This is a genomic window from Listeria cornellensis FSL F6-0969, from assembly GCF_000525855.1.
Lineage (GTDB): Bacteria > Bacillota > Bacilli > Lactobacillales > Listeriaceae > Listeria_A > Listeria_A cornellensis.
The window spans coordinates 63,580-87,328 of the sequence record NZ_AODE01000019.1 but is presented as its reverse complement, the minus strand read 5'-3'; the positions used below and the strand labels follow the sequence as shown (position 1 = coordinate 87,328).

Annotated in this window: 13 protein-coding genes, 10 pseudogenes and 2 other annotated features; all 23 genes and pseudogenes read left to right on the top strand. The window is 40.4% G+C overall.

What is annotated here, in order from left to right; all coding sequences use genetic code 11:
- Positions 1-19 precede the first annotated feature (19 nt).
- Positions 20-842, top strand: a pseudogene (gene mutM, locus PCORN_RS08335) (DNA-formamidopyrimidine glycosylase).
- 9 nt (positions 843-851) lie between these two features.
- Entirely contained in the window at positions 852-1,448 is a 597-nt protein-coding gene (coaE, locus tag PCORN_RS08330) for a dephospho-CoA kinase (protein WP_036079337.1), read from the top strand.
- 64 nt (positions 1,449-1,512) lie between these two features.
- Complete coding sequence (gene nrdR, locus PCORN_RS08325) at positions 1,513-1,977, top strand: transcriptional regulator NrdR (protein ID WP_036079334.1); 465 nt, start codon at positions 1,513-1,515, stop codon at positions 1,975-1,977.
- A 15-nt stretch (positions 1,978-1,992) separates the two neighbouring features.
- Positions 1,993-3,391 (top strand): annotated as a pseudogene (locus PCORN_RS08320) (replication initiation and membrane attachment family protein).
- A gap of 5 nt (positions 3,392-3,396) precedes the next feature.
- The gene (dnaI, locus tag PCORN_RS08315) at positions 3,397-4,320 is read left to right on the top strand and encodes a primosomal protein DnaI (protein ID WP_036079331.1); all 924 of its coding nucleotides are present in this window, start codon (positions 3,397-3,399) and stop codon (positions 4,318-4,320) included.
- Positions 4,321-4,380: 60 nt separating this feature from the next.
- Positions 4,381-4,614, top strand: a binding site (T-box leader).
- A 99-nt stretch (positions 4,615-4,713) separates the two neighbouring features.
- Complete coding sequence (gene thrS / locus PCORN_RS08310) at positions 4,714-6,636, top strand: threonine--tRNA ligase (RefSeq protein ID WP_036079329.1); 1,923 nt, start codon at positions 4,714-4,716, stop codon at positions 6,634-6,636.
- A gap of 100 nt (positions 6,637-6,736) precedes the next feature.
- Positions 6,737-7,322, top strand: a pseudogene (yihA, locus tag PCORN_RS08305) (ribosome biogenesis GTP-binding protein YihA/YsxC).
- A gap of 95 nt (positions 7,323-7,417) precedes the next feature.
- Entirely contained in the window at positions 7,418-8,722 is a 1,305-nt protein-coding gene (gene hemA, locus PCORN_RS08300) for a glutamyl-tRNA reductase (protein WP_036079325.1), read from the top strand.
- Positions 8,719-9,651 (top strand): hydroxymethylbilane synthase, encoded by a 933-nt coding sequence (gene hemC / locus PCORN_RS08295; RefSeq protein ID WP_036079314.1) that lies wholly within the window; start codon positions 8,719-8,721, stop codon positions 9,649-9,651. Before hemA ends, hemC begins: the two co-directional genes overlap by 4 nt.
- On the top strand, positions 9,644-9,835 hold the full coding sequence (locus PCORN_RS20785) for a uroporphyrinogen-III synthase (RefSeq protein WP_051999332.1): 192 nt from the start codon (positions 9,644-9,646) through the stop codon (positions 9,833-9,835). The genes hemC and PCORN_RS20785 overlap by 8 nt, the downstream gene beginning before the upstream one ends.
- Positions 9,807-10,352: a uroporphyrinogen-III synthase gene (locus PCORN_RS08290; RefSeq protein ID WP_159102559.1), complete on the top strand. Its 546-nt coding sequence runs from the start codon at positions 9,807-9,809 to the stop codon at positions 10,350-10,352. Before PCORN_RS20785 ends, PCORN_RS08290 begins: the two co-directional genes overlap by 29 nt.
- A 2-nt stretch (positions 10,353-10,354) precedes the next feature.
- Positions 10,355-11,335: a porphobilinogen synthase gene (gene hemB / locus PCORN_RS08285; protein ID WP_036079310.1), complete on the top strand. Its 981-nt coding sequence runs from the start codon at positions 10,355-10,357 to the stop codon at positions 11,333-11,335.
- A gap of 4 nt (positions 11,336-11,339) precedes the next feature.
- Positions 11,340-12,624: pseudogene (gene hemL, locus PCORN_RS08280) on the top strand (glutamate-1-semialdehyde 2,1-aminomutase).
- Positions 12,625-12,668: 44 nt separating this feature from the next.
- Positions 12,669-12,888: a binding site (T-box leader), on the top strand.
- Between the two features lie 63 nt (positions 12,889-12,951).
- Positions 12,952-15,595 (top strand): annotated as a pseudogene (locus PCORN_RS08275) (valine--tRNA ligase).
- A gap of 74 nt (positions 15,596-15,669) precedes the next feature.
- Positions 15,670-16,953: pseudogene (locus tag PCORN_RS08270) on the top strand (bifunctional folylpolyglutamate synthase/dihydrofolate synthase).
- A gap of 206 nt (positions 16,954-17,159) precedes the next feature.
- Complete coding sequence (locus tag PCORN_RS21295; protein WP_077913831.1) at positions 17,160-17,759, top strand: prepilin peptidase; 600 nt, start codon at positions 17,160-17,162, stop codon at positions 17,757-17,759.
- Between the two features lie 197 nt (positions 17,760-17,956).
- Positions 17,957-18,632, top strand: a pseudogene (gene radC, locus PCORN_RS08255) (RadC family protein).
- Between the two features lie 239 nt (positions 18,633-18,871).
- Positions 18,872-19,882: a rod shape-determining protein gene (locus PCORN_RS08250; protein WP_036079305.1), complete on the top strand. Its 1,011-nt coding sequence runs from the start codon at positions 18,872-18,874 to the stop codon at positions 19,880-19,882.
- Between the two features lie 88 nt (positions 19,883-19,970).
- A pseudogene (mreC, locus tag PCORN_RS08245) lies at positions 19,971-20,835 on the top strand (rod shape-determining protein MreC).
- A pseudogene (gene mreD / locus PCORN_RS08240) lies at positions 20,835-21,360 on the top strand (rod shape-determining protein MreD). Before mreC ends, mreD begins: the two co-directional pseudogenes overlap by 1 nt.
- A gap of 166 nt (positions 21,361-21,526) precedes the next feature.
- Positions 21,527-22,205, top strand: a pseudogene (gene minC, locus PCORN_RS08235) (septum site-determining protein MinC).
- A gap of 2 nt (positions 22,206-22,207) precedes the next feature.
- Positions 22,208-23,008, top strand: coding sequence for a septum site-determining protein MinD (gene minD, locus PCORN_RS08230; RefSeq protein WP_036079301.1), 801 nt, complete (start codon positions 22,208-22,210; stop codon positions 23,006-23,008).
- Between the two features lie 88 nt (positions 23,009-23,096).
- Positions 23,097-23,726: a hypothetical protein gene (locus tag PCORN_RS08225; RefSeq protein WP_036079298.1), complete on the top strand. Its 630-nt coding sequence runs from the start codon at positions 23,097-23,099 to the stop codon at positions 23,724-23,726.
- The last annotated feature ends 23 nt before the right edge of the window (positions 23,727-23,749 follow it).

Below are 23,749 nucleotides of genomic sequence, written 5' to 3'. Positions count from 1 at the left end.
GAAGTAAGGGGTTAAAATCATGCCAGAATTACCAGAAGTAGAAAATGTTCGGGCAACACTCGCCGAACTTGTTATAGGAAAAGAAATCGATCAAGTTATCGTCGGCGTTCCAAAGATGATCGTCGGCATGCCGGCAGAACAATTTGTTGGCAATATGATTGGGCAAAAAATAGAAGCCGTTCGTCGTCGCGGCAAATTTCTGCTGATTGACACAACGGACGGCACGCTTTTATCGCATTTGCGCATGGAGGGCAAATACCGTCTCAATAATGCGACAGATCCGGTGGACAAGCACACACACGTCACGTTCCATTTCACGGATAACACAGAACTGCGCTATCTCGACGTCCGCAAATTTGGCACGATGGAACTCGTATTAAAAGGGCAAGAAGGACTCACAAAATCCATTCAAAAACTCGGACCAGAACCACTTTCCGCAACGTTCGAAAAAACCGCTTTTGCGACGAAGTTAAAAAAAATCAGGTCGCGCCGTCAAAACAGTGTTATTGGACCAGAGCCTTGTCGCAGGCATTGGGAATATTTACGCAGACGAGATTTGTTTCCAAGCGAGAGTGCTTCCAGAACGTCCTGCGAACACACTAAAGCCAGCAGAAATTACGCGACTCTACGAAAGCACAAAATCAATTATGGCAGAGGCGGTAGCGCTTGGCGGCTCAACCATTCGTACGTACGTGAATTCGCAAGGAAAGATTGGCGGTTACCAGGATAAACTGCAAGTCTACGGCGAAAAAGATAATCCGTGTCCTGTATGCGGCACGCCAATCGTGAAAATCAAACTGAACGGCAGGGGCACGCATTTTTGCCCGACATGTCAGAAATAGGTGATGCGGATGGCTTATATTATCGGTTTGACAGGTGGAATTGCGAGTGGGAAAAGTACGGTTAGTCAAATGCTTCACGATGCAGGTTTTCCGATCGTTGACGCGGATATCGCTGCTAGGAAAGTTGTCGAGGCCGGCACAGAAGGCGCGAAGCAAATCAGAGCCACTTTTGGCGCGGAGGTTTTTCAAGAGGACGGGGAGCTTGATCGGCAGAAGTTGGGCAGCATTATTTTTCATGACAGCGAGAAACGAGAGGCACTAAATGCGATTGTGCACCCGCTTGTCAGACGTTGGATGCTGGTTGAGCGAGATCGATGGATAGCCGCTGGACACGAGATTATCGTTTTTGATATTCCACTTTTGATAGAAAGTAAGCTGCAAGAAATGGTAGATACGGTCGTGGTTGTTTTTGTGGACGAACAGACGCAATTAGAGCGCTTGATGAGGCGGAATAATTTAACGAAAAGCGAGGCGCAAGCTAGAATCACCAGTCAATTACCGCTATCTGAAAAAATAAAGCTGGCAGATATTGTGATTGATAATTCGCAAAGTTTAGCCGAAACAGAACAACAAGTAAGCGCGCTGATCCGCACCTTTTCAAAGTAGAAGCTTTGGCGGTAGTCGTGGTATACTAGGGAAAAGTAATCACATAAAATAGGAGTGGATGACAATGAAATGTCCATCTTGTAAAGGCAATAGCTCACGCGTTGTGGATTCAAGACCGGCGGATGATGGCAATTCCATTCGACGTCGCAGAGAATGCGAAACGTGCGGCTTTCGCTTCACAACATTCGAAAAGGTAGAAGAAAGCCCGCTCATCGTCGTCAAAAAAGATGGTGTTCGCGAAGAATTTGCCAGAGAGAAAATATTACGTGGTCTCATTCGTGCATGTGAAAAACGACCAGTTTCTGTGGAGCAGCTGGAAGACGTTGTGAACGCAGTCGAACGCGAATTACGAAGCATCGGTGAAAGTGAAGTATCTTCGCATTTGATTGGGGAAAAATTAATGGATAAATTGGCTGTTTTAGATGAGGTTGCCTATGTGCGATTTGCCTCTGTATACCGCCAGTTCAAAGATATTAGCGTTTTTGTAGATGAACTCAAAGATTTAATGAATAAGACAAAACAGGAGTAAGAAAGGTGAAGTAGAGTGGCAGAATTTTGGATGGAGTTACAGCCGGTCGATAGCTATCAAGTGAAGGCAAATGGGGTTTTATCGGAGAAAGACCGCAAAATTATGACTTTTTTTATATCAGCCGCTAATGGGAGCAGAATGTTTGGCGCTCTACGACACGCTTGTCACAGAGGTGGAGGAAAACCGTCTTTGGTCCGAGAGTCATAGTCATACCCAATTGCTAAATCTGCTCGGAATCAGCCTAGCGAACCTCTTCCAAGCTCGGTTGAAATTAGAGGGACTCGGCTTGTTGCGAAGTTTCGTGCAAACAACCGGCGAATCCCGACATTACATATATGAAATGGCAGCACCGCTTTCTCCCGAGCAATTTTTTTCCGATGGCTTACTGAACATTTATTTATATAGCAAAATTGGAAACGCACAGTACCAACGATTACGTCGCTTTTTTTCCGATGAGCCGATGCCCGAAGAAGGTTTCGATGAGGTGACGCGTTCATTTCAAGATGTATTTGAGACGTTTAGTGGGAGCGATTTGCCGGTGAGTACAGTTGCAAACGGCGAACCTGTTGGGCGCGCGGTATCACGAGGCGTCACGCTTGATGATAAGGCATTTGATTTTGCGGTGATGCTTCAAAGTTTATCGCCAACAATGTTATCGCGAAATGCGGTGACGGAAGAAGTTCGTGCCTGTATTTTGAAGTTACACGCGATTTATGCGGTGGAAGAGCTCGATATGGTGCACTATTTGTATCGAGCGGTGCAAGCCGATGGTTCGCTGGATTTAGATTATTTGCGCAAAATTGTACGCGATGGCTATCAGTTACAGAATAATCGTTTGCCAGAATTAAAAGCAAAAACAGAGCCGAAAGCCGCGTTACAGGATTCTCAGCCACAAGAAGGTGCGACGGATACAGAAGCGCTCGCTTATTATTTAGAAAACGTGACGCCGTATCAATTGATGGTCGATATTAGCGATGGGGCAGTGCCCGCAGAGACGGACCTCAAAGTCATTGATGAAGTCTTGGCGCAACAAAATTTACCGATTCCAGTCATGAACGTATTGATTGAATATGTTTTGCTTCGATTAGATGGTAAAATTTCCAAAAACTACATGATGACTATCGCAGCTCACTGGAAACGCAAAAAAGTACAGACGGCCAAAGAAGCGATGGAAATGGCTTGGGCTGAGCATGAAAAATATAAAAAACTACAAGAAGAAGGTACGCAGAAACCTCCTACTAATTATCGCAATAACAACCGTAAATTCAATCAGACGGGTCGCAAAGAAATTTTGCCAGATTGGTTTGACAAGGAAGAAGTGCAACCAGTCGAGAAAGAAATGACGGTCCGTGAAAAATCGACGCTTGACAAACAAGTCGAAGAGATGAAAAAACGCTTAAAAGAAGGTAGGTGACGAAGATGGATAAAATCGAAAGAACGCTGGGCCAACTTTTCCAAGGTCGCGATTTTGAAAAGCAATATGAAACATTGAAGCAACAAGTTTTTGCTTATGGGCCGGTGAAGCAGTTTCTAAACGAGCATCAATCAGAGCTAAACGAACAAATCATTAATCAGAACTTATCTAAGCTCTACGAATTTATGACGGAGCACGAGAAGTATCAACAGAAAGAAGATACGTTGATGCCAGGTTATGCACCGCGACTTAGCTTGAATGGCGATTATATTACTGTCACGTACTACCCGACCGAAGAGAAAATTCAGGCAGACCGTCAGCGCGCGATAGAAAAACGCATCCGGTCTCTCTACATGCCAAAACAGGTTATGGAGGCGACATTGGATGATTTTTCTATCGATAATGAGTCGCGAAGTGCGGCATTTTTAGCAGCGGGTGAATTTTTAAGTACCTATGAAAAAGGTGCTACAGGTATGCAAAAGGGCCTTTATATTCATGGAAGTTTTGGAACTGGAAAATCATATTTACTCGGCGCCATGGCAAAAGATCTAGCTCTAAAAGGAATCTCAACAACGCTCGTATATCTACCAGAATTTATGCGTGAAATCAAGCAATCGATAGCGGATAATAGCGTCGGTGAGAAAATCCAATTCGCGAAAGAAACCGATATTTTGATGTTAGACGATATTGGCGCTGAATCCATGACGACATGGACGCGTGATGAAGTACTCGGAGCCATTTTACAGTTCCGGATGCAAGAAGAATTGCCGACATTTTTCTCGTCCAATTACAGTATGGAGCATCTAGAAAACCACTTGATGTTCTCGAATAATGGCACGGAAGAACGCATGAAAGCTCGCCGGATTATGGAGCGAATTCGTTACTTATCGAAAGAAGTAGAATTAGACGGCAGAAACAGGCGCTATTAAATTCTTTAGTACTAAAGCTTGCCATTTTGTCCAATCCGATTTATAATACAGGTAATGATGAAACAAGTATTGATAAGGACAACATTTTACTCGCGTCTGATTCACAGAGAAGGAGGCATTGCTGAGACCCTCCTAATTAGCCAGTAAAGTGACCCCCTTTGAACTTTTCATTCGAAATTGGGTATTCCCAGTAGTAGTTTGAGACGGATCACACCGTTAACTGTGACAAGAGTAGAATTTTTCGGAATTCTTGAATCTTGGGTGGAACCACGTGTTGAAAGACTCGTCCCTTGCATAAGCTAGGGATGGGTTTTTTTGTTCCCCAAAAAGTTAGAATGCGCTTGAAAAAAGTCCGCGTTTCGTCTAAAAAATTGGAAGAAGGAGTCGAAGAAAATGAAAATTACATTTCCAGATGGTGCAGTAAAAGAATTTGAGGCAGGCGTTTCCACAGCAGATATCGCCGCATCCATCAGCCCAGGCCTGAAGAAAAAGGCACTAGCAGGTAAAGTGAACGGAACATTGGTCGACTTAGTAACACCGATTCTTGAGGATTCAAAAATCGAAATTGTGACTCCAGATCACGAAGATGCATTGCAAATTTTGCGACATAGTTCCGCGCATTTACTAGCTCAAGCGCTTAAACGTCTATATCCGGATGTGACTTTTGGAGTAGGTCCAGCCATCGATTCTGGTTTCTATTACGACATCGATACAGAAGTGGCAATCAGCGAAGAAACTTTCCCGGTTATCGAAAAAGAAATGCAAAACATCATTCGTGAAAATTTGCCGATTACTCGTGAAGAAGTTTCCCGTGATGAAGCAATCAAGCGTTTCAAAGCAATCGGTGACAATTATAAATTAGAGCTTATCGAAGCGATTCCTGCAGATGAAACAGTGACTATCTACACACAAGGCGAATTTTTCGACCTATGTCGTGGTGTGCATGTCCCATCTACCGGCAAAATCCAAGTATTCCAATTGCTAAGCGTGGCTGGTGCTTACTGGCGCGGCGATAGCAATAACAAAATGTTGCAACGCATTTACGGTACAGCCTTTTTCGATAAAAATGGTTTGAAAGAATTTCTACGTATGCAACAAGAAGCGAAAGAGCGTGATCACCGCAAACTTGGTAAAGAGCTGGAGTTGTTTGCCAATAGTCAAGAAGTTGGACAAGGCTTGCCGCTGTGGCTTCCAAAAGGCGCGACAATCCGCCGCGTGATTGAGCGTTACATTGTTGATAAAGAGGAACGCCTAGGCTACAACCACGTGTACACTCCGATTATGGCGAACGTGGAGCTGTACAAAACAAGTGGTCACTGGGATCACTATCATGAAGACATGTTCCCAACCATGAAAATGGATAACGAAGAGCTTGTGCTCCGTCCGATGAACTGCCCGCATCACATGATGATATACAAAAATGACATTCACAGTTATCGCGAATTACCGATTCGCATCGCAGAACTTGGCATGATGCACCGTTATGAAATGAGTGGCGCTTTATCAGGCTTGCAACGGGTTCGCGGAATGACTCTAAACGATGCGCACGTATTTGTTCGTCCAGACCAAATTCAAGACGAATTCAAACGCGTAGTCGAACTTATTTTAGCCGTGTACAAAGATTTCGCAATTACAGATTATAGTTTCCGTTTAAGTTATCGCGATCCAGAAAACACAGAAAAATATTTCGATGACGACGCAATGTGGGAAAAAGCGCAAGGAATGTTGAAAGATGCGATGGACGACATGGGCTTGGATTATTATGAAGCAGACGGCGAAGCAGCATTCTACGGACCAAAACTTGACGTTATGGTTAAAACTGCAATCGGCAAAGACGAAACATTGTCTACTGTCCAACTCGATTTCCTACTTCCAGAACGCTTTGACTTAACTTATATCGGCGAAGATGGCGAAAAACATCGTCCAGTCGTGATTCACCGTGGCGTTGTATCAACAATGGAGCGCTTCGTTGCTTACTTGATTGAGGAATATAAAGGCGCATTCCCAACATGGTTGGCACCGATCCAAATGGAGCTTATCCCGGTTAGTATCGACGCACATATGGATTACAGCAAAGCGCTCAAAGATAAATTGATGTACGCTGGTTTCCGTGTAGAAGTTGACGAACGCAATGAAAAACTTGGTTATAAGATTCGCGAAGCACAAACAAAGAAAATCCCGTATGCGCTTGTTATTGGTGATCAAGAAGTAGAAAATAACACAGTCAACGTACGTAAATACGGCGAGAAAGATTCAGAAACATTACCACTAGACGAATTCATCGCACGCATACAAGCAGAAGTATCTCAAATCTAGTTTTTTAAGGAAGGTTCTCCCATCAGCGGAGAGCCTTTTTGCTTAATTTGCATAATTCCGTTATACTTAAAAAAGATCATTTTAGATAAAGGTGGAAACTATGAATATAAATAATGTAGAACTTGTAATAAGCGCTGTTTGGAAAGAGCAGTATCCAGAAGGCGGTTTGCCAGAGTTTGCGCTCGCAGGTCGTTCGAATGTCGGGAAATCTTCTTTCATTAATACGATGATTCGACGCAAAAGTATGGCTCGGATCTCACAAAAACCAGGTAAAACGCAAACATTGAACTTTTATAAAATTGAAGATTCCTTTTTCTTCGTGGATGTTCCAGGGTATGGTTTCGCAAAAGTTTCTAAGAAAGAGCGAAAAAAAATGGGGCGAGATGATTGAAACTTACATGACGAGTAGAACACCATTAAAAGCGGTGATTCAGATTGTAGATTTACGTCATAAGCCAACCGAAGATGACCGGAACATGTATGAATTTTTGAAGTACTATCAGATTCCTGCCATCGTTATCGCTACAAAAGCAGATAAAATTCCACGTAGCAAATGGCACAAAAACATGAAAATAGTCAAGGAAGCGCTAGACTTCGATCCAGAAGATGGTTTTGTGATGTTTTCGTCTGAAACAAAGATGGGCAAAGAAGAAGCTTGGAAATTAATTGAAGAAGCAATGCAGTAAGTCTTTGCGATTATTCACAAGCGAACAAGTTGGCGCTTGTTCTAAAAAGTGATAGAATGAAGCTTGAATTTATTAATGTAAAAGGGGGCTTATTGATGTACATTCTCTCTGTCGGTCTAAATCATACAAGCGCGCCAATCGAAATACGAGAACGGCTAGCTTTCAATCCAGAAGAAGAGGAAATGGCATTGGTTTCCTTGCATCAAGAAAAAAGCATTTTAGAAAATGTTATTATATCGACATGTAACCGTACTGAAATTTTTGCTGTGGTGGATCAAATCCATACAGGAAGATACTATATCAAGCGTTTCTTAGCCAATTGGTTCCAAATGGATATGCAAATTTTGGAGCCTTATTTGCTGTTTTTTGAAGAAGAAGAGGCCGTGAAGCACTTGTACCGCGTCACGAGTGGCTTGGATTCTTTGATTATCGGTGAAACGCAGATTCTTGGCCAGGTCAAGGATGCTTTTACAAGTGCACAAGCAAGCGGAACAACGGGGACAATTTTAAATCAATTATTCCGCGAGTCCGTTCATTTCGCCAAAAACGTACACCATACGATGAAAATCAATGAAAATGCCGTGTCTATTAGTTATGCCGCGGTGGAAGTCGTGAAAAAAGCATGTGTGGATTTTACAAATAAGAAAACAGTCATTGTCGGCGCTGGGAAAATGGGCATGCTGGCGATTCAAAATATGCTGGGAGCTAAAATAGCTGATGTCACATTGTTAAATAGAACGAGCGCGCGCGCGGAAGATGTGGCAGAAAAGTTAGGTATCCAGTGGTCGGATTACGCTAGCTTGAGCGAACAACTGAAGCATGCAGATATTGTCATTACCTCCACATCAGCGACGACGCCAATCATCACCCGAAATATGCTATCTGAGCGTAAAAAAGCGCTTATCATTGTAGATATCGCTTTACCGCGAAACGTTGAAGCGACATGTGCAGACATTCCCAATGTGACTTTGTTCGACATTGACGACTTAGGTGACGTTATCCAAGAAAACACGCAACAAAGGCAAGCGATGGTCATCGAAATAGAAGAACAAATTGAAGAAGCTTGCGTGAATTTTTACGAATGGGAGAAACAGCTTGGCGTCGTTCCAATCATTAAAGATTTACGTGAAAAAGCGCTGGTGCTACAGGCAGAAACGATGCAAAGTTTGTCGAATAAATTGCCGAACCTAACAGATCGTGAACAGGTCATTGTTGGTAAGCACATGAAGAGTATTATTAATCAGCTGCTGAAACATCCAATTTCTGAATTAAAAGAGATGGCAATAAGTTCAGACGCTGTACATGATATTGAGGTTTTCCAAAATATATTTGACCTTCAAAAAGCAAAAGCAGAAGACACAGTAGAAGTAACTAAAGAAAAAGTTGGTGAAAAAGCATGACTCGAAAAATTATTGTTGGTTCAAGACGTAGCCAGCTAGCTTTAACACAGACAAAATGGGTGATTGCGAAACTTCAAGAACGATTTCCAGAAATAAGTTTTGAGATTGAGGAAATTGTGACGAAAGGCGATCGTATTTTGGATGTCACATTGAGCAAAGTTGGAGGCAAAGGTCTTTTTGTATCGGAAGTAGAAGATGCGCTGATCGAAAAGCGAATTGATTTCGCTGTACATAGTATGAAAGATGTTCCGTCAGAACTAGCGGAAGGACTAATGATTGGTGCGATTCCAAAGCGTGAAAACCCACTGGATTGCCTTATTTTTAAGCAAGGGGATAGTTTGGAAAGCCTAGCTAATGGCGCTGTCGTTGGAACGAGTAGTTTGAGACGTGCCGCGCAATTATTACATGTACGGCCTGATTTAACGATACAACCTATTCGTGGAAACATCGATACGAGACTTAGAAAATTGCAGGAAGAGGATTTTGACGCAATCGTGTTAGCCGTCGCTGGATTGAAACGTATGGATTGGCTGGATAAGCTGGAGCAAGGCTATATTTTCTTAGATGAATCGATTTGTCTGCCCGCTGTTGGACAGGGAGCGCTTGCGATTGAATGTCGCGCAGATGATACCCTTGTCAAAGAAATGCTCGCGATACTGAACGATCCGGAAACAAATCTTACAGTAACAGCAGAGCGCACGCTTTTAAAAGCATTAGATGGTGGTTGTGAAATTCCAATTGCTGGTCATGCCACTATAAAAGATGGTTCTTTGGAATTAAAAGGACTTGTTAGTTCTGTCGATGGTCATTTATTTTATCAAATTACAGAACAGGGAGAGGACCCGAAAGCGCTTGGTTTAAGTGTGGCGGATCAGCTTATCAAACTCGGTGCTAAGGAGATTATTCAAGGATTAAGAGATAATGGCTAAACACGTTTTATTAACGCGTGAAGCTGGAAAAAATGAGCCATGGCAGGATGTTTTGGAAAGCGCAGGATTTTATGTTTCGGCAGTTCCAATGATTGAGACTAGGACACACACATGTGATGTGCTGTTGGACGAATATGATTGGATTGTGTTTACCAGTGCGAATACAGTTCGTTATTTTTTTTGAACAACAAGAGGTAATCCCTGAAAAAATAAAGATAGCTGTGATTGGTGAAAAGACAGGCGATGAACTTGCATTATATGGCTATTCGCCTCATTTTCAGCCGGCATTATTTACAACGGACGTATTTATTGAGGAATGGCTAGCGCTTGGCTTGATATCGCAACATGTTTTTCTACCCAAAAGTAGCATTGCGCGTGATGAAATTGCGAAACGCTTTGCTCAATCTGGACATTCAGTGACCGAACGCGTGATTTATGAAACTGTTTTTCCCGAAAAAGCTACCAATCAGTTGCAATCGGTTATGAATTTCCGGCCAATTGATATCGCAATATTTGCAAGTCCTTCCGCGTGGCGCCATTTTCTAAAAAGCTACGCTGGAGATACCGCAACTTTGAAAATCGCATCCATCGGCCCAGTAACAACCGAGGCAATCATAAAATCTGGTTTTTTGGTCACATATGAGCCAGGTAATTATACAATGCAACAAATATGTGAATTATTAATTGAAGGAGAGTTATGACTATGAGTCCAAATTTTGATAGACATCGGCGGTTGCGTAGTAGTGCAACGATACGGGACCTTGTTCGCGAAACGGTTCTACACACCGACGATCTGATTTATCCTATTTTTGTAAAAGAAGGCAATGAGGCCAAAACAGAAGTGAGTTCCATGCCTGGCGTATTCCAATTTCCCTTACCTGAATTGGAATCTGAAATTGCAGAGCTCACCAAGTTGGGTATAAAAGCGATTATCTTGTTCGGACTTCCCGATGATAAAGACGATGTAGGAACGGGAGCATATCACGATCACGGTATCGTCCAAGAAGCTACACGATTAGTGAAAGACATAGCTCCTGAAATGATTGTTATCGCGGATACATGTCTTTGTGAATTTACAGATCATGGACATTGCGGCGTGATTGAAAATGGTGAAGTGAAAAACGATGCATCGCTAGAGTTACTTAAACAAACAGCAGTTAGTCAGGCAAAAGCTGGTGCGGATATCATTGCGCCTTCCAATATGATGGATGGTTTTGTACAAGTTATTCGTGAAGGGCTAGATGAAGCAGGCTATCAAGATATCCCAATTATGTCCTATGCTGTGAAATATGCCTCAGCCTTTTACGGTCCTTTTCGTGATGCAGCAAACAGTGCGCCTCAATTTGGTGATCGCAAATCTTACCAAATGGATCCCGCTAACAGACTTGAAGCGCTTCGTGAAGCAAAGAGTGATGAACGAGAAGGCGCCGATTTTCTGATTGTCAAACCCTCACTTTCTTATTTAGATATTATTCGAGATGTACGCAACCAAACGAATCTTCCCGTCGTGGCGTATAATGTAAGTGGTGAGTACGCGATGGTGAAAGCAGCGAGCGCCAACGGTTGGATCGATGAAGAACGAATTGTTATGGAAATGCTGACGAGTATGAAGCGTGCCGGTGTGAGTCTAATTATTACGTATTTCGCCAAAGACGTTGCCCTCTATTTAAAAGGAGATGCTTAAATGAATAAATATACAAACTCAATCAAAGCTTTTTAAAGAAGCTGAAAAAGTGTTGCCAGGTGGTGTTAATAGCCCAGTTCGTGCCTTCAAATCAGTCAATGCAAATCCTGTTTTTATGGAGCATGGAAAAGGCGCTTATTTAACAGATATTGATGGCAATAAATATATCGATTACGTCCTATCTTGGGGGCCGTTAATTCTAGGCCACGCGAACGAAGGGGTTATAAAAGCAGTCACAGACGCCGCTATGAAAGGGACGAGTTTCGGAACCCCAACCGAGATCGAAACCGAACTTGCCAAACTTGTCGTGGAACGCGTACCTTCTGTAGAGATGGTTCGCATGGTATCCTCTGGGACAGAAGCAACGATGAGTGCTATTCGATTAGCAAGAGGCTACACAAAAAGAAATAAGATAGTCAAATTTGAAGGAAGCTATCACGGTCACGGCGACTCTTTGCTAATAAAAGCCGGATCAGGCGTTGCAACACTTGGTTTACCAGATTCTCCAGGGGTCACGCCAGGGCTTGCTGCAGACACCATAGCAGTCCCATATAATGACTTAGAAAGCGTAAAGTTCGTCTTCGAAAAATATGGCGCAGAGATCGCTGCCGTTATTGTTGAGCCGGTAGCAGGAAATATGGGTGTTGTACCTCCAATTGAAGGATTCCTAGAAGGTCTGCGTGAAGTGACGACCCAATATGAAAGCCTGCTTATTTTTGATGAAGTCATGACAGGTTTCCGCGTTGATTTTTATAGTGCGCAAGGTCTTTATGTGGTCACACCTGATATTACTTGTCTTGGAAAAGTAATCGGCGGTGGGCTCCCAGTTGGTGCTTATGGTGGAAAAAAAAGAAATTATGGAACAAATTGCCCCAGCAGGCTCTATTTATCAAGCAGGAACCCTATCGGGAAACCCGGTAGCGATGAATGCAGGCTATGCAACACTAAAACAATTAACACCACATCACTATGATGCGTTTAGAACTTTGATAGATCAGCTTGAAGAAGGCCTAGAATTATTATCTAAACAATACGAGGTTCCGCTTTCTATCAACAGAGCGGGCTCTATGTTCGGCTTTTTCTTCACGGATCAGAAAGTAACAAACTATGACACGGCAAAAACATCTGATTTGACCTACTTCTCCAACTACTACCGAGAAATGCTTAATAACGGTATTTTTCTGCCGCCTTCTCAATATGAAGGATTGTTTATCTCAACAGAACACACAGACGTAGAAATCTCAAAAACACTGGAAGCAATAGAAGCATCTATGAAAGCACTACGTTGACGTTTCTGCGTTTATTTGATACAATAAATCCAATCTAAATATTCGTAAATGCAAGGATGAGGAAGAGTAAAATATTTTTCTTTCTACAGAGAGGAGACGGTTGGTGGAAGTCTCTAAGAAAAGTATTTGAACGTAGCCTCTGAGCAGTATCCCTGAAAAAGAGTAAGGGATATCGGGAAACTTTCTCTCGTTAAATTAATGAAGTGCCGTTTTTGTGTACGGTAAAAAGGTGGTACCGCGGAAATTACTCTTTTCGTCCTTTATGGATGAGAGGAGTTTTTTTTGTGCTTTAAAAATGCTGAAAATCAATTTATAGGGGGAAAAATAATGACTGAATTGAATATGCCAACGAAATATAATCCGCAAGATATCGAGAAAAATAGATATGACTGGTGGATTGAACAAGCGTTTTTTTAAAGCAGATGGTAAAAATGATAAACCTGCATACTCCGTTGTTATCCCGCCGCCCAATGTCACTGGAAAATTACATTTAGGTCACGCATGGGATACGACATTACAAGATATTCTAACGCGCATGAAGCGGATGCAAGGATACGACACACTTTATCTACCAGGAATGGATCATGCGGGCATAGCCACACAAGCGAAAGTTGAAGCTAAGTTGCGCGAAAACGATATCTCACGCTATGATCTAGGCCGAGAAAATTTCATATCAAAGGCTTGGGATTGGAAAGAAGAGTATGCTACTTTTATTAGAGAGCAGTGGAAGAAAATTGGCTTAGGTTTAGACTATTCTAGAGAAAGATTTACACTAGATGAAGGCTTATCCAATGCCGTGAAAAAAGTCTTTGTTTCCCTTTACGAGAAAGATTTGATTTATCGTGGTCAATACATCATTAACTGGGATCCTGTTGCCAAAACGGCCCTATCAGATATCGAGGTTATCCATCAAGACGTGGAAGGACAATTTTACCATTTGAAATATCCACTAACAGATGGTTCTGGTTTCCTTGAGGTCGCAACGACAAGACCTGAGACGATTCCTGGAGACACAGCAGTTGCCGTTCATCCTAAAGACGAGCGTTACCAATCGTTCATTGGAAAAACTATCACACTTCCAATCATCGGAAGAGAAATTCCAATCGTTGCAGACGACTACGTGGAACGAGAATTCGGATCAGGCGTTGTAAAAATTACTCCAGCACATGATCCTAATGATTTCGAAGTTGGTAATCGCCATGATTTGCCACGCGTTATTGTGATGAATGAGGATGCAACAATGAACGAAGCATCTGGAAAATATAACGGTATGGACCGTTTTGAAGCGAGAAAAGCTATTATTGAAGATTTTAAAGAGCTAGGTCTATTCATTAAACAAGAGCCACATCTTCATTCCGTGGGGCATTCAGAACGTACTGGAGCTGTCGTTGAACCTTATTTATCCATGCAATGGTTTGTGAAAATGCAGCCACTAGCAGAACAAGCAGTGAAGTTACAAGAAAATCCAGATGAAAAAGTAAATTTCATTCCCGATCGTTTCGAAAAAACCTATTTATCTTGGATGGAAAATATTCATGATTGGTGCATTTCTCGTCAGTTATGGTGGGGACATAGAATCCCAGCATGGTACCATAAAGAAACTGGTGAACTCTATGTAGGAGAGAAGGCTCCTGCAGATATTGAGAACTGGAATCAAGATGAAGATGTACTTGATACATGGTTTAGTTCTGCATTGTGGCCTTTTTCAACAATGGGATGGCCTGATGAAGAAAATCCTGATTTCAAGAAATTTTTCCCAACTAGTACGCTTGTAACTGGTTATGATATTATCTTTTTCTGGGTGTCTAGAATGATCTTCCAGTCAGTAGAATTTACGGATGTTAGGCCATTTAAAGATACGTTGATACACGGTTTAGTCAGAGATGCAGATGGTAAGAAGATGTCTAAATCACTTGGAAATGGTGTCGATCCAATAGAAGTAGTAGAGAAATATGGTGCAGATTCTTTACGTTACACCTTATCTACAGGAACGGCGCCAGGTCAAGATTTGAAATTCAGTTTTGAAAAAGTGGAATCGACTTGGAACTTCATTAATAAAATTTGGAATGCTTCCCGTTTTGCTTTGATGAACATGGAAGGCATGAAATATGAGTCCGTCGATTTATCAAATGTTACAGAAGTGAGTGATAAGTGGATATTAACGCGACTTAATGAAACGATTGAAGCGGTGACTAATTTGGCCGAAAAATATGAGTTTGGTGAAATAGGCCGTACACTTTATAACTTTATTTGGGATGAGTTTTGTGACTGGTATATCGAAATCGCTAAAATATCCTTATATGGTGACAACTTAGAGGCGAAACAAACGACCAGATCTGTTCTGGCATACGTTTTAGACAATACGATGAGATTATTGCACCCGTTCATGCCATTCGTAACTGAGGAAATTTGGCAAAACTTACCTCACAAAGGAGCGTCTATCACCATTGCAGACTGGCCAAGAGTAAATAAAGAGCAAATAGATAAAGAAGCCGCAGAGTCGATGAAGTTACTGGTGGAAGTTATTCGAGCAGTCCGTAACATTCGAGCAGAAGTAAACACTCCGTTGAGCAAACAAATCGAATTGCAACTAAAACCAAAAACAGAAACACATAAAGCTATCTTGGAGAAAAATATTTCTTATATTGAACGCTTCTGTAATCCTGAAACAACGACGATTTCTTTTGATATAGAACCTTCAAAAACAGCAATGACAGCGGTAGTATCAGGAGCAGAGATATATTTGCCACTAGAAGGTCTCATCAACATGGATGAAGAGATTGTACGGTTAGAAAAAGAGCTGTCCAAATGGAGAAAAGAAGTGTCACGCGTTCAAGGTAAGCTATCAAATGAAAAATTCATGGCAAAAGCACCGGCAAATGTTATTGAAGAAGAGCGAGCGAAAGAAAAAGACTACACGGAGAAAAAATTATTAGTCGAAGAAAGAATCAATTCATTGAAAAATAATTAAAAGAACTACTTCAGCCCTTCTGTGTCCTTATTTTTCAGGAGGTCTAGTTTTTAGTATAAAGGGGGATGGCACATATGCATTTTCAAAGCTATACAAAGGCTTTAGAGTGGGTTCATGGAACGTTACGTATGGGAATTAAGCCAGGCCTTATGCGGATGGAATGGATGCTCGCTAGACTAGGCAATCCTGAAAAGAGAAATAAGTGGGTCCACATCGCAGGAACAAACGGAAAAGGATCTACACTAACATTTCTTCGCAATATATTGGAGCAATCTGGATATAAAGTTGGCACATTCACTTCACCTTATATTGAGGCATTTAACGAACGGATTAGTGTCAATGGTGTGCCCATTAAGGATGAGGAGATTATCGTACTTTGCGATAGAATAAAACCTTTGGCTGATGAGCTTGCGCTAACGGAGATGGGTCATCCATCTGAATTTGAAATTATTACGGTTATGATGTTTCTTTACTTTGCTGAGTATGACTCTATCGATATTGGTCTGGTCGAAGTTGGCCTAGGTGGTAGACTAGATTCCACAAATGTGATTACACCGCTAGTTTCTGTGATTACAACGATTGGTATGGATCATATGGAGTTTTTAGGTAATTCGATTCAAAGTATCGCTATGGAAAAAGCAGGTATTTTCAAAAAGCATGTGCCGATTGTTAGTGGTGTAATACAGCCAGAAATACGCGTGCTATATGAAGGGAAGGCCAATGAATTTGAGTCGGACATCTATCAATTAGACACTCATTTTTTTTGTCCAGAAGCAGGCAGATGAGTTATTTACTTACCGAATAACAAATCGAGAAATAGAAGATATAGATGTTGGGTTAATGGGTGATCATCAGTTAAATAATGCTGCGGTCGCCATAAAAACAGCAGAGTTACTTCAGGCGAAGCAGTTTATTATTTCAGATGAAACGATTAAAATGGGGTTAAAGATAACTAAATGGCCTGGGCGGATGGAACAAATACACAATAAGCCTATTGTATTTTTAGATGGCGCGCATAACCTAGAAGGGATGCGCGTATTGGTTGACTCGGCTCAGAAATTCGAAGGTGTCCCTGTAAAAGTTCTTTTTACAGCCATGAAAGATAAAGAGTTCGTAGAATGATTTCTTTGTTAAACGATATCGAAAATGTGCAGATTTACATTACTACATTCGATTACCCTAGGGCACTTACAAAAAATGATATAAAACAAATTGCTATTACAAATAATATCACCTCCGTTGAAAACTGGGAGAATATTTTAAATAGCTGGATGGAAAGTGAGGAAGAAGAAGTCATTCTAATTACTGGTTCTCTCTATTTTATTTCTGAAGTTAGAAAGACGCTACTTAATTCTTAATACAAATTGTGTTCAGAAAGATCCTTGTTAAGGGTCTTTTTGTCATTTTATATCTATTTTGACTAGATGTAAATTGCATAAAAAAAATGTTTTTGGCTACTTCTTCTTGCAGAAATCCCTTTTTCTCCTTAGCAGAAATCCGTTTATTTAGAGTGCTATTCCATACAAAAAAACTTTTTTTGGCAATATGACAGTAAAATCTTATCATGCTATATTTATGTCCAAGAAGTTGGAGGTGTATCATGATTTATTTTATTTTGACTGTATATAGTTTAGTATTGGCATCTTTTTTACATGTTGTAGGGATGAACTATCCTTTGCGAAAGCCGTTTTTACGCAGGATATCTTCGGAATGTGATTATTGTGGAGAGAAGCTATTGACCATTCATTTGCTACCTGTTGTATCTTTTATCCTGCTCAAAGGGCGCACAGGATGCTGTAATCAATCTATGAGTTGGAGTTATTTTATTGTAGAAATATTGGCACCTATATTTGTCTGTATTTTGTATAAAGTATATGGTCTTGAGAATTCGTTTTATCTGTATATTTTTATATTTTCATTACTACTAATCCTATACGTAAGTGATATATTCTATCTTCATATACCCAATTTGATTTTATTTCTTTATTTCATTAGTTGTGCTAGTTACTATGGGTATGTCGATTTCACGCTTCTTTTACAGCACACATACCAATTAATTTTAGGTATAATTGTGTTCATAGGAATCTATTTATTTGTTAGAAAAGGATTTGGTTTTGGGGATATAAAATTATTAATACTGCTTTGCTTTTTTTTTGAGTTTTGAAAGAGGCTATATTCATTTTTATCATAGCGGTATTTTCAGGAGCGATTCTAATGAGTCTGGTCGCTATTTTTCAGCAGGGAATCAGAAAGAAACGAATCCCTTTTGTTCCGTTTATACTGTTTGGTTTTTTACTATCTCCATTTGTAAACGATTATTTCTGGAAGTTTGTTCTGCATCAGTGAAAAGGAGGAGAGCATATGTTTATAAGAGAAATGTCTGACACAGAAAAGCCTCGCGAACGACTTCAGAAAAAAGGGGTATCCAGTTTATCTAATATTGAATTATTCGCGATTATCCTTGAAACAGGTAGTAGGACAGAATCTGTCGTAGATTTGGCTAACAAAGTAATCGCAAAATATTCAGAGATAGCAGATATGAGAGAGGCTACATTACAGGAATTGATGGAAATGAATGGGATTGGTCTTGCGAAAGCTGCGAAAGTATTAGCAGCAATTGAAATCAGTAAGCGTATGGGGCAACAAAAGACAAATTCATGTCCAATAATCAGAGGCCCACAGGATGGTGCAGACTTAGTGATGCAAGAAATGAGTTTGTTATCACAAGAACACTTTCACTGCGTATTTTTAAGTACAAGAAATAGAGTACTTCACCGAGAAACGATTTTTATTGGAAGTCTGAATAGTAGCGTTGTTCATCCAAGAGAAATATTCAAACAGGCGATGAAATATTCTGCGGCAAGTGTTATGTGTTTTCACAACCATCCTTCAGGTGATGCAAGCCCGTCAAGTCAAGACATTACCGTGACAAAGCAATTAAAAAAAAGCGGGAGATTTACTAGGAATTCCATTAATTGATCACATTATTATTGGTAGTAATACCTTCACAAGTTTGAAGCAAGAAGGCTATTTCTAAAGAAAAGATAAATATTTCAAGTATCTCATCAAAAATTAATGTCTGTTCTTCTTAGTTATGTTATAATAAGATGGTTGTTTGTGTGTATCTGTTTTTACATAAAACATCAAGGGATATCAGCATACCTGATTATTAAAAGACAATACTTTGGGGCTGGGAATTTAAAAACTAATTAAGTTAATAGAGAGACAGCAAGCATGGACAAAGTGATAATTAAGAAGAGAAAAGGAGATTAATAAATGTTTGGATTTGGTAATAAAGATATTGGAATCGACTTAGGAACGGCAAATACTTTAGTATACATGAAAGGTAAAAGTATTGTTTTAAGGGAACCATCTGTTGTAGCAATGAAGAAAGATACACAAGAAATTGTTGCAGTTGGTAGCGAAGCGAAGAATATGATTGGGAGAACACCAGGAAATATTGTTGCTATTCGTCCAATGAAAGATGGCGTTATTGCTGATTATGATACAACAGCAGCGATGATGAAATATTATATTCAAAAGGCGAGTAAGGGTGCAAGTGCAAGCAAACCACGTGTCATGATTTGTGTTCCATCTGGAATAACTGGCGTTGAAAAGCGCGCTGTTACAGATGCTACACGTCAAGCTGGAGCAAAGGAAGCATACACAATTGAAGAGCCATTTGCAGCTGCAATTGGTGCTGGCTTACCTGTATGGGATCCAACTGGTAGCATGGTTGTAGATATCGGTGGCGGAACTACAGAAGTTGCTGTCATTTCGCTTGGTGGCATCGTAACTAGCCGTTCAGAACGAACTGCTGGAGACGATATGGATGATGCGATTATCAATTTTATCCGCAAAAAATATAATTTGTTAATCGGTGACCGTACTGCGGAAACAATAAAAATGGAGATTGGCTCTGCGGATCCTGTTAACCTTGGCTTGGAAGCTTTTAGTATTCGTGGTCGAGATTTAGTGACGGGTCTACCAAAAACAATCGAGATTTCGCCTGAAGAAATCAGTGAGGCATTAGCAGACACTGTAGCTTCTATTATCGACGCGGTGAAGAGTACATTAGAGAATACTCCTCCTGAGCTGTCTGCTGATATCATGGATAAAGGAATTGTTTTAACTGGTGGTGGAGCGCTTCTTCGTAATTTAGATTCAGTTATTGCGGAAGAAACGAAAATGCCGGTGATTATTGCTGAAAATCCGCTTGATTGTGTTGCAATTGGAACAGGTAAATCATTAGAAAATATGGATTTGTACAAAAAAGAAAAAAAATGAACTAATGTAACTCATTTATATTTTGGTGGGTTTTTGGGACCTATTGCATTATTGTAAAGAAGAGGATTGACGAGATGAGGTGTTCATTATGCCACAGTTTTTCTTAAATAAACGTTTAATTATCTTGTTGATATCCATTATCGTTTTAGTAGCATTGGTAGGATATTCACTGAGTGGGAAAAGTAAAGCTTCATGGCCAGAGCAATTTGTGAAAGATGTTGCGGGGTTTGGGGAAAACATCGTCTCCAAACCGGTTGGCTTTGTTGCAAGTTTTTTTGATAATGCGAAAGACTTAAAAAACACATACACTGAGAACGAGCATCTAAAAAAAACGTTTAGAAGAATTGGCACAACTTGAAAGTAAAGTATCAGATTTAAGTAAAGAAAACGCAGAGCTAAAAAAATCATTAGATATTGAAGCAGATCTTAGTGATTATGAACCAATCAATGCAACAGTCATTTCAAGAAACCCAGACAATTGGAATACACAGGTCCAAATTGATAAAGGTTCTGTTGATGGTGTGAAGCCTAATATGGCAGTTCGTACTCCCGAGGGAATGATTGGGAAAATTACAAAGACTGGTGCAAAATCATCCACAGTAAAATTACTTAGTTCGACGGATGACAGGAATCGGATTTCTGCTATAGTACAAGGAAAAGCTGCTGCATATGGTATTATTAATGGTTATGATGCTGAGCAAAGGTTGTTAGAAATGAAACAGTTGCCAGTAGACCAAAAATTCACTAAGGGTGAAAAAGTAGTTACATCCGGTTTAGGCGGAATTTTTCCATCAGACATTTTTATTGGGACGATTGAAAAAGTTGAAACGGATAAGATGGGATTATCTCAGACTGCACTTGTGAAGCCAGGTGCTGATCTATACGATTTGAGTCATGTCATTGTATTGAAACGTACATTGGAGGGTGACGATTCGGAAGGGGCAGGCTCCTGATGAATATGAGAAAAGTAGTTGGAATGCCACTTATTGCAATCGCGGTTTTTATTTTGGAGGGTGTTTCTAGTATGTTGTTTAGTCAATCATTTTTTGGCGAACAACGATTCTTTATCCCTCACTTTCTCATTGTAATGCTCGTATTGATGGCTACGTTTTATAGTAGAAATGTTACGTTAATTTATGCCTTTGTACTTGGAATGGTATTCGATATTTATTACACGGGTATTTTAGGAATCTACTTCGCCATCTTCCCTTTAGTCGTGTATCTAACGGACAAATTCATGAAGGTTCTTCAGAATAATATCATTTTGGTAGGGCTTGTAGTTGTATTTAATGTAATACTTACAGAGTGCTTGGTATACGGCTTTTATGTTCTGATTGGTGGAACGGATATGGCACTAGCTACTTTTGTGGATCGACGTCTATGGACAACAATTTTATTAAATTTAGCCTTTTTTTTTGGTTGTGTATTTCCCATTCAGAGGTTTTCTATTGAAATTAAAGAGAAGTGATGGGAAGTAAGATGGGATGAAAGTCGGTATCAGTCTGTTTGCTTGTATTGTAGTAGGCATTCAGAGAGTATTCTTGCTTACCAAGAAGCAACTTACAGACTGATATTAATTATGATGGAGAGTATCTTTTGTATCCTAATATATACTAAATATATGAGCTGTGAGGTGAAGGTAAGTTGAAAAAGTATGTCCAAATAAAAGGGACGAAAGATGGCATTAGCATTTTTTTTTAGCGATGTAGCCAGTATTGTCGAACTGGAAGAAGGTTTAATGCAACGCCTTAAGGAACAGCAAAAAATAGTATCCCAGAATCAAAAGTTGGCTGTTCAAGTACATATAGGAAATCGCCTCTTTACAGAAGATGAAGAAAAGAGCATCATGGCTATTATTAAAGAAAATAGCGCAATGGAAGTTAGCGGATTTACAAGTAATGTCATGAGTAAGCAAGATGCGAAAAAATGGAAAGAAGAAGAGCAAATTTTTTCGCTAGCTACAGTTGTGCGATCTGGTCAAATAATTAATGTACCAGGTGACCTGTTACTTGTGGGAGATGTTAATCCGGGCGGTTCTATCCGCGCGACAGGGAATATTTTTATTCTTGGGAATGTAAAAGGAATTATTCATGCGGGCTTTGAAGGGGATTTGAAAGCAGTTGTTACTGGGAAGTTCCAGTATCCGTCGCAGATTAGAATTGCTGGCGAGATTCGCGGGTTTGATGCCGAGGAAAATAAAGGTCGAGTGGAAGAAAATATTTTGACTGCATATATAGATGATAAAGGTGAGCTGGCGATTGATAGCTTACACATTTTAAGAAAAATTAGACCAGAAATTTCTAATTTTCAAGGAGGGCAATAATCATGGGTGAGGCTATAGTTATAACTTCAGGAAAAGGTGGCGTTGGTAAGACGACTACAACAGCCAACCTTGGTACAGCGCTTGCATTGCAAGGCAAGAAAGTGTGCTTAGTCGATATGGATATCGGACTTCGAAATCTCGATGTTATTTTAGGTTTAGAAAATCGGATTATTTATGATCTTGTAGACGTTGTGGAAGGTCGTTGTAAATTGCATCAGGCGGTTATTAAGGATAAGCGTTTTGAGGATTTGCTATTTTTACTACCGGCAGCGCAAACAACGGATAAGAGTGCTGTTACAGGTCAACAGATGAAAGAGTTAATCGCGCAAATGAAGCCGGACTATGATTTCATCCTTATTGATTGCCCGGCTGGGATTGAGCAGGGGTATAAGAATGCGGTTGCTGGCGCAGATCGTGCATTAGTTGTGACAACGCCGGAAATATCGGCTGTACGTGATGCAGATAGGATTATTGGTTTGTTAGAACAAGAGGAAATTGAGGCGCCTAAACTGATTATTAATCGTATTCGGACACAGATGATGCGAAATGGTGATGTCATGGATATTGACGAAATAACGACACATTTATCTATCGAGCTGATTGGAATAATTATTGATGATGATGAGGTTATTCGTTCTTCTAATAGTGGTGAACCAGTCACTATGCAAGCAGGTAACAAAGCAAGCATCGGGTATAGAAATATCGCTCGTAGACTATTAGGTGAGTCTATTCCGTTGATGTCGATTGATGAACAGAAACATGGATTTTTTAGCCGCTTAAAAACCTTATTTGGCGGTAATTGATTAGACAGATAATAAAAGTTGGATTTATTAATGGAGACGTTGATGTCTCTCGTTAATAACCAGCTTTTTTGCTACAGGAGGAATTATTATGGATGGATGGAAACTAGAGGATACACGTCGGATTATGGAACAGTATGGAGATAGGAATCCTTTGCCTATTGAAAAACAAGAGGAGCAGACTAGTTTTGAGATTATTAATCACGTGATGACTAATGTAGAAAGGTTATCAGATGACGAAATAAGAGCGGTTGTCGCCACGGCTAGTTATATGTTTTTATTGCCAGCAGATAGGCAACGGTTTATAGGAGAGCTTGGTTCAGCATATAGTGTTAAGAAGAATGAGATATTAGCTTGGGAGAAGACAATTAGTGCTTCAATGGAAGAAACTACAATGGAATCAAAGCAGATTATGTTCGATATGCCAGAAGTATTCACGTACGCGCAATTAGCAATGGCACGCTATGATGTTAAAATTAGTGGAGAAATACAGGCGTTATTGCGAACCTTTGTTGATGTGTATCCAATTACGTTTAAAAAGAATGTGGATTACAAATCGATTGTCGGTGCTGCGGAATATGCGGTTATTGCGAATCGATATCCAGAATTAAAGGATTTTGACCAACAAACGCTAGCAGATAAGTATGGAGTATCTAGAACGTCCCTTGCAGTCTGGTATAGAAACATAAAAAAATATTGTGTCTGGGAGGCATGGCATTGAGAATTGTTATTAGCGCTATGGGG

Coding starts and splice junctions, on each gene's coding strand:
- hemC (WP_036079314.1), top strand. CDS start 8,719: ATGACTCGAAAAATTATTGTTGGTTCAAGACGTAGCCAGCTAGCTTTA.
- dnaI (WP_036079331.1), top strand. CDS start 3,397: ATGGATAAAATCGAAAGAACGCTGGGCCAACTTTTCCAAGGTCGCGAT.
- PCORN_RS08225 (WP_036079298.1), top strand. CDS start 23,097: ATGGATGGATGGAAACTAGAGGATACACGTCGGATTATGGAACAGTAT.
- coaE (WP_036079337.1), top strand. CDS start 852: ATGGCTTATATTATCGGTTTGACAGGTGGAATTGCGAGTGGGAAAAGT.
- PCORN_RS21295 (WP_077913831.1), top strand. CDS start 17,160: ATGCTATATTTATGTCCAAGAAGTTGGAGGTGTATCATGATTTATTTT.
- nrdR (WP_036079334.1), top strand. CDS start 1,513: ATGAAATGTCCATCTTGTAAAGGCAATAGCTCACGCGTTGTGGATTCA.
- minD (WP_036079301.1), top strand. CDS start 22,208: ATGGGTGAGGCTATAGTTATAACTTCAGGAAAAGGTGGCGTTGGTAAG.
- hemA (WP_036079325.1), top strand. CDS start 7,418: ATGTACATTCTCTCTGTCGGTCTAAATCATACAAGCGCGCCAATCGAA.
- PCORN_RS20785 (WP_051999332.1), top strand. CDS start 9,644: ATGGCTAAACACGTTTTATTAACGCGTGAAGCTGGAAAAAATGAGCCA.
- thrS (WP_036079329.1), top strand. CDS start 4,714: ATGAAAATTACATTTCCAGATGGTGCAGTAAAAGAATTTGAGGCAGGC.
- PCORN_RS08250 (WP_036079305.1), top strand. CDS start 18,872: ATGTTTGGATTTGGTAATAAAGATATTGGAATCGACTTAGGAACGGCA.
- hemB (WP_036079310.1), top strand. CDS start 10,355: ATGAGTCCAAATTTTGATAGACATCGGCGGTTGCGTAGTAGTGCAACG.